Genomic DNA, 12,117 nt, shown 5'->3' with positions numbered 1-12,117 from the left:
ACCCGACACCCCGCCCCCGATGCTCACCCGGCCCCGGACGGGCCGCTCCCCACGGCCCGAGCGCCCTCGGCCCGTCCGGCTCGCGGACCCGGTGGTCCCCCCACGGAACAGCAGGGCCACCGGGTCCGCTCCGCGTGGGCGTCCCGGTGCGTGCCGCGTGCCCGCCGCTCCGCCGGACACGGCGCCCTCCGCCCGGACCGCCCGCCTGCCCGCCTGCCCGCCTGCCTGCCCGCCTGCCCGCCCGGCGATCGGCCCGGCGGGGCACCCGGCTCAGCGGCCGGAGTTCCTCCTGCGGCGGGCGGCGACGTCCTCGCGCACCCGCCGCCAGTTGGAGCGGGTCCGCTCCACGACGCCGTCCCACTGCCGCCGCACCTCGTCCTCGGAGGGGCGCCGGCCCCGCCGGATCCGGTCGAGTTCGTCGCCGACCTCGCGCCCCAGCGCCGCGGACCCGACCAGGGCGAGCATCACCGCGAACAGGGCCGACAGCATCGCGAAGACGGCGCCGACCACGCCGTAGCGGGTGGCGTACGCGTTGAACAGGTGGGGCAGGTAGAACGTCGCCCACAACGAGTAGCCGGCGGTCACCACGGCGGCGGTGACGCCGAACGGAACCAGGTCGGACCAGGAGATCCGCCGGGCGGACAGGGTGCGGCCGCTCCACACGAGGAACACGGCGGTCACCAGCCCCTCGGTCACCGCGGCCGGGACACCCGTTTCGCGCCCGCCGAACCCGGCGGCGATCCAGCCGGTGACCAGGGCGTAGCCGCCCAGGGTGAGCATCCACCACAGGCCGTTGCGCGAGTTGCGCACGCTCAGCGGTCTGAGGTCCCAGGTCTGTTCGAACAGGCGCTGGGCGGCGCGCGCGAAGCTCAGCGCCGAGATGACCAGGAAGACCAGCCCGAACAGGTTCACCGCGGTGCTCGCCCCCTCGGCCGGCGAGAGCAGCGCGTCGACCGCGTCGGCCCCGGCCCCGCTCAGGCCGTAGCGGTGGATGATCCGGTCCGCGGCGTCGGCCTCCACGAAGGTGCCGAGCACGGCACCGGTGAGGACGACCAGCGGCACCAGCGCGGTGAGGGCGCTCGACGCCAGCGCCATCGCACGGTCGAAGCCGATGATCTTCTGGAAGCGGCTGACGACGCGCAGCGCGAAGGCGGGACGCAGCCAGAACGTCAGCGTCCGGACGACGCGCTCGCGACTGGTGCCGGCCGTCCTGCCTCCAGGGGATCGCGATCCGACGGGACGCCCGACCCTAACCGCGGCCGCTGCCCCGACGGGCCCGCGACACGGCGGCCCGGGAGCGCGGGGTGCGGGAGCACGGCGGCCCGGGAACGCGGGGGCGGGAGCACGGCGGCCCGGGAACGCGGGGGCGGGAGCGCGGGGTGCGTCCCCGCCGCCCGGGGCGCAGGGGGGGCGGGGCACAGGGGCGCCGGGGCACAGGGGCGCCGGCGAACGGCGCAGGGCCGCGCCCCCGTCGCCGGGGACGCGGCCCTGCGGTGCCGCGCGGGCTCCGCCCGCCTGCCGCCTACTTGCGGATCAGGGAGCGCAGCACGTACTGCATGATGCCGCCGTTGCGGTAGTAGTCGGCCTCACCGGGGGTGTCGATGCGGACGACCGCGTCGAACTCGACGCCGGTGTCGGTGGTGACCTTCACCGTGCGCGGGGTGGTGCCGTTGTTCAGCTCCGCCACGCCGGTGAAGGAGAAGGTCTCCTCACCGGTCAGGCCGAGGGACTGCGCCGAGGCGCCCTCGGGGAACTGCAGCGGCAGCACGCCCATGCCGATGAGGTTGGAGCGGTGGATGCGCTCGTAGGACTCGGCGATCACGGCCTTGACGCCGAGCAGCGCGGTGCCCTTGGCGGCCCAGTCGCGGGACGAGCCGGAGCCGTACTCCTTGCCGGCCAGGACGACCAGCGGCACACCGGCCGCCTGGTAGTTCTGGGAGGCGTCGTAGATGAACGACACCGGTCCGCCGTCCTGGGTGAAGTCGCGGGTGTAGCCGCCCTCGGTGCCCGGCGCGATCTGGTTGCGCAGGCGGATGTTGGCGAACGTGCCGCGGATCATGACCTCGTGGTTGCCGCGGCGGGAGCCGTAGCTGTTGAAGTCGCGGCGCTCCACACCGTGCCCGGTGAGGTACTGGCCGGCCGGGGTGTCGGCCTTGATGGCGCCGGCCGGGGAGATGTGGTCGGTGGTGACCGAGTCGCCCAGCTTGGCCAGCACGCGGGCGCCGGAGATGTCGGCGACCGGGGCCGGGTCCATGGTCATGCCGTCGAAGTACGGGGGCTTGCGGACGTAGGTGGACTCGGCGTCCCACTCGAAGGTGTCGCCGGTGGGGACCGGCAGCGCCTGCCACTGGGCGTCGCCGGCGAAGACGTCCTCGTAGGAGGTGGCGAACATGTCCTCGCCGATGGCGTTCGCCACGACGTCGTTGACCTCGGCCTCGGTCGGCCAGATGTCCTTCAGGAAGACCGGGTTGCCGTCCTGGTCGGTGCCCAGGGCGTCCTTGGTGATGTCCACCTTCATGGAGCCGGCGAGGGCGTACGCGACCACCAGCGGCGGGGAGGCCAGGTAGTTCATCTTGACGTCGGGGTTGATCCGGCCCTCGAAGTTCCGGTTGCCGGAGAGGACCGAGGTGACCGCGAGGTCGTGGTCGTTGACGGCCCTGGAGACCTCCTCCGGCAGCGGGCCGGAGTTGCCGATGCAGGTGGTGCAGCCGTAGCCGACGAGGTTGAAGCCGACCTTGTCGAGGTACGGGGTCAGGCCCGCCTTGTCGAAGTAGTCGGTGACGACCTTGGAACCCGGGGCGAGGGTGGTCTTGACCCACGGCTTGCGGGTCAGGCCCTTCTCGACCGCCTTCTTGGCCACCAGGGCGGCGGCGACCATGACGTACGGGTTGGAGGTGTTGGTGCAGGAGGTGATGGCCGCGACCGTCACCGCGCCGTGGTCGATCTCGTACGTCGAGCCGTCGGGGGCCGTCACGGTGACCGGGTTGGACGGGCCGCCGTTGGGGTGCACGGCCGGGGCGTCGGAGGCCGGGAAGGACTCCTCGCCCGCCTCGTCCGCGGTGGAGACGTAGTTGAGGACGTCACGCTTGAACTGCTCGGCGGCGTCGGCGAGGACGATGCGGTCCTGCGGGCGCTTCGGGCCGGCGATGGAGGGGACGACCGTGGAGAGGTCCAGCTCCAGCTTCTCGGAGAAGTCCGGCTCGGCCTTCGGGTCCAGCCAGAGGCCCTGCTCCTTGGCGTACGCCTCGACGAGCGCGACCTGCTGGGCGGAGCGGCCGGTCAGGCGCAGGTAGTTCAGGGTCTCGCCGTCGATCGGGAAGATCGCGGCGGTGGAGCCGAACTCCGGCGACATGTTGCCGATGGTGGCGCGGTTGGCCAGCGAGGTGGCGGCGACGCCCTCGCCGTAGAACTCGACGAACTTGCCGACGACGCCGTGCTTGCGCAGCATCTCGGTGATCGTGAGGACGAGGTCGGTGGCGGTGGTGCCGGTGGGCAGCTCGCCGGTCAGCTTGAAGCCGACGACGCGCGGGATCAGCATGGAGACCGGCTGGCCGAGCATGGCGGCCTCGGCCTCGATGCCGCCGACGCCCCAGCCGAGCACGCCGAGGCCGTTGACCATCGTGGTGTGCGAGTCGGTGCCCACCAGGGTGTCCGGGTAGGCCTGGCCGCCGCGGACCATGACCGTGCGGGCCAGGTGCTCGATGTTCACCTGGTGGACGATGCCGGTGCCGGGCGGGACGACCTTGAACTCGCTGAACGCGGTCTGGCCCCAGCGCAGGAACTGGTAGCGCTCGCGGTTGCGGCCGTACTCCAGCTCGACGTTCTGGGCGAACGCCTCGTTGGTGCCGAACTTGTCGGCGATGACGGAGTGGTCGATGACCAGCTCGGCGGGCGCCAGCGGGTTGATCTTCGCCGGGTCGCCGCCGAGCGCCTTCACGGCCTCACGCATGGTCGCGAGGTCCACGACACAGGGCACACCGGTGAAGTCCTGCATGATCACGCGGGCCGGCGTGAACTGGATCTCCTGCGACGGCTGGGCCTGGGAGTCCCAGCTGCCGAGGGCGCGGATGTGGTCGGCGGTGATGTTCGCGCCGTCCTCGGTGCGGAGGAGGTTCTCCAGCAGCACCTTCAGGCTGTAGGGAAGGCGCGCGGAGCCCTCGACCTTGTCCAGCCGGAAGATCTCGTACGACTCGTCGCCCACCTGCAGCGTGCTGCGGGCGTCGAAGCTGTTCGCCGACACGACAGTCTCCTTCATTGATGTGCGCGTACCACCGCATCCTGCCGCCACAGGCCTTGGCCGATCCGCTGAGGTTCGGCTAAGTTAGGTATGCCTTACTACCGGGTGGCGGCCGCGGTGCGCCCCGACAGATATCTCGATGTCGAGATAACACTAGTACATGGGCGCGGGATGGTCATGCCCAGGCCTCCGTGTCCGCCCGCATCTCGCCCGTGCAGGCGTCGGCCTCGACACCGGCCAGCTCCTCGCCGGGCACGCGGGACGCTCGGATCGCAGGCCGCCTCACCCTCGTCCGCCGTCCCCGCACCCACGGTCGTACCGCGAGCGAGGTGATCCACGTCACGGGCAGGGCGGTTGGTAGGGACGGTCCGGCAGGTACTTCTTCCAGTCCTGCTCGGAGACGGGGTCGCCGACCGCGTTGCAGAGCTCCGTGATGACGCGCTGCGGATCGGCATCCCACAGGTCGATGCCCGCGGAGGCCCGGACGACGGCCAGGGTCCTGCCGTCAGGAGTGAAAGCCAGGGAGTAGAGGCCTGATGCGGTCGGCATGTGGAACTGCCGCGTGGGTGAGTCCGGATCGCTCACGTCCCAGACCTCGGGGCGAGTGTCGTAGTCCTTGTCGGTCGCGATCAGCGCGAGGCGGGTCCCGTCGGGGCTGAAGGCCAGCGGGCTCTGGCGCTCGCCGATGGAGACCCTGACAGGCGGACCGACGAGGCGGTCGTGCCGGACGTCCCACAGCCGGAGCGTTCCGGTGCCGTCGTAGAGCGCGAAGAGCCTCCCGTCCGGCCGGAACGCGAAATGAGCGTACTCGGTGCCAGGGGGCAGGCGCAGCGACCACGAGACGGACGGGTGCGCGGGATCGGTGACGTCCCAACTGCGTACCAGTGGGCCCGCCCGCGGGCGGCCGGGCCTGATGTCGCCCTCGGCGGCCTCGTTCATGACCAGCGATCTGCCGTCCGGCGAGAAGCCGAGCGTGTACCCCGTCGTCTCGATCGTGGAGAGCTGCCGCGGATGCCTGGGGTCGGCGATGTCGTAGAGCCGAACGACCTGGGGCTTGAGGTTCCTGGCCACGACGCCGTTGTAGTCGGAGACGGCGAGGAGGGGCTTGGTCGGGCTGAAGGCCAGTGCCCCTACGCCGTTGTTGACGTCGACCATGCCCAGCTTCTGTTCCGGGTTGGCGGTGCCGCGCAGAATGAGGTTGGCGTACGTCTCCTTGCCCTGCTTGTAGACCTCGGTAGCGGCGAGGATCTTGCCGTCCGGGCTGAGGGCGATGTCCTGTCCCGTGAACATGTCGGGGGCGGCCGTCTCGGCCAGCGGGTTGGATCGCAGATGCCGGAGACTGAGATCCCGCAGCCAGTTCGTGCCCACGCCCTGGTAGGCGAGGAGCAGCCGCTTCCCGGACATCGCCAGGGACAGCCGGCCTCCGGTGCCGGGGGCCGGCGGTATGAACCCGACCGCCCCCGGCTGGGCGCCGTTGGAGAGGCTCCAGACCTGGACACCGCGGTCGGTGGCCTTGAGCAGCTGTTCGGCGTTGCCGGGGACGAACAGGGCCACCCCGCCGTCCGAGCCGAAGACCGTGTTCTGCGCGCCGGGCAGGATCGCGTCGGTTCCGTGGGTGTAGATCCAGGTCTTCCAGCCACCGCCGCAGCTCGCGACGATGCGTTTCCTCTCGGAGGCGAACGCCATCGAGGTCACACCGAGGAGGCACTTGCGGGAGCTGCTCGACACACCGACGTCCGCCGCCACGACCTGCCGGGGAGCCCGCGGGTCGTCGAGCGTCCACAGGGCCAGGTCGTCCTCGGGCGTCGAGGCGTCCTTCTTCGCCGGTTCCTCGGCCGGTGCCGCCAGCAGTCCGCCCGCACTGTCGAAGGCGATCCGGTGCAGGGGTCGTTCGGGTCCGGAGGAGGAGGACGTGTACGGCGCCGCGCGCAGCGTGGCGAGTGGTGTGCTGCCGGTCGCCTTCCACAGCCGTATCCGCCCGTCGACGCTCGCGCTCGCGAGCAGCCCACGCCCCGGGGAGACGGCCAGCGAGTCGACCTGCTTGCTGTGCCCCCGCAGTACGGACAGGGCCTGCGGGGCCGTCGGATCAGCGGTGTCCCAGCGGAGGATCTCACCCGTTGACGTGCCGGCGAAGAGGGTGCTGCCGTCCGTGCCGAACACCAGCGCGGTGACCGTGTCCGACGTCGTGGGCGCGGCCAGCTCCCGTGGGCGGTCGGGGTGGGAGATGTCCCACAGCCGTACGGTGGCCGCGGTGGAGCCTTCGTGGTCGTAGGTGGCCGCGGCGAGCACGGTCCCGGCGGCGGCCACCGCGATCGGGCCGTGCAGGACGCCCCCGATTCTTCCGTCGCCGCTCCGGGTGCGCAGCACGATCGAGTCGCCGGTGGAGATGGCGAGCACCCGGCCGTCCGCGCTGTGGGAGAGGTCGTAGGCCGGATCGTCGCCGTTGATCACGCCGGGGGTGTGCTGGCTGTTGAGGAGGGCGCTGCGGCCGGCTTTGTGGTCGATCCGGTACGAGAGCAGGCTGAGTTGCTTGGCCAGCCCGGGGTTCAGGTCGCGCTGGCCCTCGGCCTCGGCGGCCAGATAGCGGGCGAGGTCGCGCTGTTGGGCCTGGTCGGCCCGCCGCCAGTAGATCCCGGCACCGACCAGGCCGGTCGTCGCCACCAGGGCCAGCACGACGAGGAAGGTGAACGCGACACGGCGTCGGCGGCCTTCGCGCGTGTGCTGACGCCAGGAGCTCTCCATGAACTCGGCGGACACCGCGCCGAGCGGTGGGGCGCCCGGGGCTGCGGTGCGCTCCCGCATCGCGGCCAGCCGGTTCCCGCGATACAGCAGGGAGGGGTCCCGTTCGGAGCGCTCCCAGCCCGCCGCGTCGGAGGCGAGCTGCTGGCGGGCGCGCAGGAGGTCGCGGTCCTCGTCGATCCACCGCGCCAGCTGGGGCCAGGCGCGCAGCAGCGCCTCATGGCTGATCCGGACCGTGTCGCGGTCGAGGGTGAGCAGGCGGGCGTCGGCGAACCGTCTGACCGCGTCCCGTGCGACGGTCTCGTCGGGGACCCCGTGCAGGAGTACGGGCCATTCGACGGGCTGCGCGGTGTCGGCGGCGTCCTCGCTCACCCGGGCCAGCCGGGGCAGCATGAGACGCACGGCCTCCCGGCCGGCCGCGTCGAGCCGACCGTAGACGTTCTCCGCGGTGGTCGCGACGGCCTTCGTGATGCCCCCGGTGGCGAGGTAGCCGGAGACGGTGAGCCGCAGGCCCTCGCGTTCCTTCCACGTCTCCTGCAGCACGTGGGACAGGAGGGGCAGCGCCTCCGCGGGCGACCGTCCGCCGGTCGCTCTGCCCAGCTCCTTGAGGATGAGAGGGGCGAGCCCGTCCTCGAGCACCAACTCAGCGGTGGCTGCCGGTTCCTCGATCGAGGCGCGGAGTTCACCGGCGTCCATCGGCTCGACCAGCAGCTGACTGTCGCTCAGGACGGTCCGCAGTTCCGGGTGTACGGCCGCCTGGGCATAGAAGTCCGCCCGCAGTGCGAAGGCCACCAGGGCCCGCGGCTCGTGGCCCTCTCCAGGCCGGGCCAGTGCGGTCACCGCCGTCAGGAACGCCGTCTGTTCCTCCGGGTCCGTACCGAGGGTGAACAGTTCCTCCAGCTGATCGACGACCATGACCAGCCGTTGGCCCGGGTGATCCAGCAGCGGGTCCACAAGTGCGGCCGTGTGACCGTTCGCCAGCAACGACTCTGCGGCGTCGGACGACTCGGGCGCGAGGGCGTCGGCCAGGTTTCGGAGCGGGTTCCTGCCGGGAGTGAGACGCCGGACGGGCCAGCCGGTCGACCCCGGCAGGCCGGGCAGGCCATGGGTGCGCAGCCGGGCCAGCAGACCGGCATTGAGCAGGGAGGTCTTTCCGGAGCCGGACGCCCCGACGAGAATCAGGGGGCCGGGCCCGCCGAAGGCGGCCGCCGTCGCCCTCACCAGGCGTTCGGTCATCGTCGTCCGCCCGGCGAAGACATCGGCTCGGTTCACGGTGAAGGGGCCGAGCCCTGGGTAGGGGCAGACGCTGTCAGCGGGCGGCTGCCGCTCCGGTGTGGCGGCGCGGGTCCGGAAGGCCGGGTTCGGCGCGATGACGAGGTTGCCGGAGAGGTCTCCGTTCACCCGCCGGGGTACGGGTTGCTGTCTGTCCCGCAGCCTCCGGTCCAGGGCGTAGTAGGCCGCGTCCAGGGTCAGCGACTGCCGCCCCTCGGCGTCGCCGTGCTGCAACAGCTCCAGGAACGCTCCGGTGAACGTGGTGTGTCCGGCGTCCTCCGGAGCGCGGGCCAGCAGCTCCGCCGACCCGAGGAGATACATCCCGTTGCCGGGTGCCGCGTTGAACGCGGTGACCAGTGAGGTGCCGCCGAGCGACGCCCGCCCGGAGAAGCAGCAGTCGAGCAGGACGACCTTGGACGTCGCCCGGCTCGCCAGCACCGCCTCCCGCAGAGCGGCAAAGGAGTACGCCTGGTGCTCGGCCATGCCGGGAGTGAGTTCAGCGGTGTTGCCGGCGGCCAGGTAGAGGTCCCCGCCCGGGGTGAGGAGGCCGTGCCCGATGAAGTAGACCAGCAGAACGGTGTCGGCCCGCTTCGCCGCCCTGGCCACGGCGAGGGCCATGCTCTGGGCGTCGGCTGGGTCGAGCACCGCCGTCACACGGTCCGGGCGCACCCCGCACCGCTCGATCAGAGCGGTCCGCAGATCTCTGAAGCTGTCGGCGACCGAGGGTACCGAGGGCAGCCCGCCGTCCTGGTGCGTCGCCGTGGCGATGAGCAGAACCTGTACGCCCGCGCCGTCCAGATCGGTCATCCGTCACGGTCCTCGCGGCTCTCGGGCGGGGCGATCTCCAAGGTCGCGTCTCCTTGCGGGTCCTGCGCGCCGAGCAGGGCCGCGACCTCGGCCACCTGCCGCCGTAGGGCTGCCGCGTCGAGATCGGCCACGTTCCTGGCGGAGAGTTCCATCGAACGGCTGTCCGGAAGCGTCACCTTGATGCGTAGGTCACTGCGCCGGGCACGCAGCCAGGCGACGACGGTCGTGGCCAGCGCGGTCGCCGCGGCGCCGGGACCGAGGACCACTGTCAGCGCGTCGAGCAAAGGTCCGAGCGTGCCCTTCCCGGGCGGACTCCACCTGCAGTCGACTCGGCCTCTCAACTCGTCGACATCTGTCAACCAGGCATGAAGTGAACGAAGTTGGTCAGCCGACTGTTGTCCGGTGGTGTTCAGTGTCACTTCGCACAAGCCCCCTGTCACCGCCGCGCGCAACCCGCCGTCTTCACAACCGCGATGAGACTAGCGGCGGCTGCCGGGCCTGACCAGGGCACCCCGTCCTCCTCGGGGCACAGGTGTCTCCGCCCCGCGGCGGTGCGGTCGGGCCGGCGGCGCAGGCACAGTTCGGGTCCGGCACGCCGCAGGAGCGGGCCCGGGGCGTGCGGGCCGGTTCAGGCGGCCGTGCCGAGGTCGCGCGCGCCTGCGGGCTCGCACTGGCCGGCGTACACCGCGAGGAAGGCGGCGAGCCCGTGCACTCCACCGCCGCCCGGCCCCATCGCGGTGACGGGGACGGACCGCCCGAGGCGCGCGGACAGCGCGCTGTGTGCGCGCAGGGCGTCGGCCGCCAGCTCGCCGCGCGACCGGCCACCGCTCCGGCCGGCCTCCGGATGATCCGCGCCGGCCATGGACAACGCCTCGGCCAGGGCGCGGGACGCCAGCTGAACACTGCGGGCCTGCCGCTCGGTGGTGGGGGTTGCAGCACTCATGGGCTTCTTCTTCCGTCGGTTCGGGCGGTCTCCTGGCTGCGCGGCGATCACCTGCCAGTGTCCTCCGCCCCGGTCGGGAGTGACTCGAACGGACGCCGACCGGCAGCGGCAAGGAAGATGAACAGCTGTCAAAGCCGCCCGGCGCGCGGGGTCCGGCCGCCGGATCACACCCCGGAGACAGCCCCTGGAGACCGACCCCGGAAGACCGGGGAGAACCGGGAGGATCGAGGATCAGGGAAGATCAGGGAGGATCAGGGAGGACCGGGAAGTACTGGGAAGTACTGGGAAGGACCGGGGAGGACCGGGGAGGACCGGGGAGGACCGGGGAGGCCGCCGCACGGCCGGGTCACCCCGAGCCCGCCCCGACGGCACGCCCCGCTCTGCCCGCGATCCGGACCCGCCGTCCCGCACCGTCGCGTGAGACGGCTCACCCGCATCACCGCCGCTCGCGCGGCGGTTCGCGGCGAGCAGGACCACCCCGCCTCTCTAAACCGGCATGTGCTGATTCACCTCCATCAATCCGACAAATTCACCCGAATGGCCCTCCCTGGCAAGTCCCATCTCATATCTGAGATAGCCTCAGCCTCATGGCAGACGACTACCTCGTACGCATCGGCAAGCTCATCAGGGACGCCCGGCAGCACCGGGGCTGGACACAGACGCAGCTCGCCGAGGCGCTCGGAACCAGCCAGAGCGCGGTGAACCGCATCGAGCGCGGAAATCAGAACATCAGCCTTGAGATGATCGCTCGGATCGGTGAGGCCCTCGACAGCGAGATCGTCTCTCTGGGGTACGCGGGCCCGATGCACCTGCGCGTGGTCGGCGGACGCCGGCTGTCCGGCGCCATCGACGTCAAGACGAGCAAGAACGCGTGTGTGGCCCTGCTGTGCGCGTCGTTGCTCAACCGGGGCCGCACGGTCCTGCGCCGGGTGGCCCGCATCGAGGAGGTCTACCGCCTGCTGGAGGTGCTCAACTCCATCGGGGTGCGCACCCGCTGGATCAACGACGGCGTGGACCTGGAGATCGTGCCGCCGGCCGATCTGGACCTGGACGCGATCGACGCGGACGCGGCCCGCCGCACCCGCTCCATCATCATGTTCCTGGGCCCGCTGCTGCACCGCATGGACCGCTTCCGGCTGCCGTACGCAGGCGGCTGCGACCTCGGCACCCGCACCATCGAGCCGCACATGATCGCGCTGCGGCGGTTCGGGCTGGACGTCGCCGCGACCGAGGGCCAGTACCACGCCGTGGTCGACCGGTCGGTCCGCCCCGACCGCCCGATCGTGCTGACCGAGCGCGGCGACACGGTGACCGAGAACGCACTGCTGGCCGCCGCGCGGCACGACGGCGTCACCGTCATCCGCAACGCCTCCTCCAACTACATGGTCCAGGACCTGTGCTTCTTCCTGGAGGCCCTCGGCGTCCGGGTGGAGGGCATCGGCACCACCACGCTCACCGTGCACGGCGTGCCGCACATCGACGCCGACGTGGACTACTCGCCCTCCGAGGACCCGGTCGAGGCGATGAGTCTGCTGGCCGCGGCGGTCGTCACCGAGTCGGAGCTGACGGTACGCCGCGTCCCGATCGAGTTCCTGGAGATCGAGCTCGCAGTCCTGGAGGAGATGGGCCTCGACCACGACCGGACGCCCGAGTACCACGCCGACAACGGTCGTACCCGGCTGGTGGACCTGACGGTACGCCCCTCCAAGCTGGAGGCGCCGATCGACAAGATCCACCCGATGCCGTTCCCCGGCCTGAACATCGACAACGTGCCGTTCTTCGCGGCCATCGCCGCCGCCGCGCAGGGCAAGACCCTGATCCACGACTGGGTCTACGACAACCGCGCGATCTACCTCACCGATCTCAACCGCCTCGGCGGCCGCCTGCAGTTGCTCGACCCGCACCGGGTCCTGGTGGAGGGCCCGACCCGCTGGCGCGCCGCCGAGATGATGTGCCCGCCCGCACTGCGGCCCGCCGTGGTCGTCCTGCTGGCGATGATGGCCGCCGACGGCACCTCCGTGCTCCGCAACGTCTACGTCATCAACCGCGGCTACGAGGACCTCGCCGAACGCCTCAACTCCGTCGGCGCCCAGATCGAGATCTTCCGGGACATTTGATA

The 12,117-nt window shown here is 71.6% G+C and carries 6 protein-coding genes; 1 reads left to right on the top strand and 5 read right to left on the bottom strand.

The window, feature by feature from the left end; all coding sequences use genetic code 11:
• Window positions 1-270: 270 nt before the first annotated feature.
• The 5 genes from AC5K6T_RS10085 to AC5K6T_RS10065 form a co-directional block, all read right to left on the bottom strand.
• Window positions 271-1,143, bottom strand: a complete 873-nt coding sequence (locus AC5K6T_RS10085; protein ID WP_493209264.1) for a YhjD/YihY/BrkB family envelope integrity protein — start codon at window positions 1,141-1,143, stop codon at window positions 271-273.
• A 379-nt stretch (window positions 1,144-1,522) separates the two neighbouring features.
• The gene (gene acnA, locus AC5K6T_RS10080; RefSeq protein ID WP_493209262.1) at window positions 1,523-4,240 is read right to left on the bottom strand and encodes an aconitate hydratase AcnA; all 2,718 of its coding nucleotides are present in this window, start codon (window positions 4,238-4,240) and stop codon (window positions 1,523-1,525) included.
• A gap of 336 nt (window positions 4,241-4,576) precedes the next feature.
• Complete coding sequence (locus AC5K6T_RS10075; RefSeq protein WP_493207697.1) at window positions 4,577-9,055, bottom strand: caspase, EACC1-associated type; 4,479 nt, start codon at window positions 9,053-9,055, stop codon at window positions 4,577-4,579.
• Window positions 9,052-9,474 (bottom strand): effector-associated constant component EACC1, encoded by a 423-nt coding sequence (locus AC5K6T_RS10070; RefSeq protein WP_493207695.1) that lies wholly within the window; start codon window positions 9,472-9,474, stop codon window positions 9,052-9,054. Before AC5K6T_RS10070 ends, AC5K6T_RS10075 begins: the two co-directional genes overlap by 4 nt.
• 209 nt (window positions 9,475-9,683) lie before the next feature.
• Window positions 9,684-9,998 carry a hypothetical protein gene (locus AC5K6T_RS10065; RefSeq protein WP_493207693.1) on the bottom strand — a complete coding sequence of 105 codons (315 nt, stop codon included), beginning with the start codon at window positions 9,996-9,998 and terminating at the stop codon, window positions 9,684-9,686.
• Window positions 9,999-10,585: 587 nt separating this feature from the next.
• Here AC5K6T_RS10065 and AC5K6T_RS10060 point away from each other — a divergent pair.
• Complete coding sequence (locus AC5K6T_RS10060) at window positions 10,586-12,115, top strand: helix-turn-helix domain-containing protein (protein ID WP_493207691.1); 1,530 nt, start codon at window positions 10,586-10,588, stop codon at window positions 12,113-12,115.
• Window positions 12,116-12,117 lie beyond the last annotated feature (2 nt).

The sequence above is a fragment of the Streptomyces sp. B8-7 genome (genome assembly GCF_058833805.1).
Note: the sequence above shows the minus strand (reverse complement) of the source record. Positions and strands in the feature narration are given on the sequence as shown.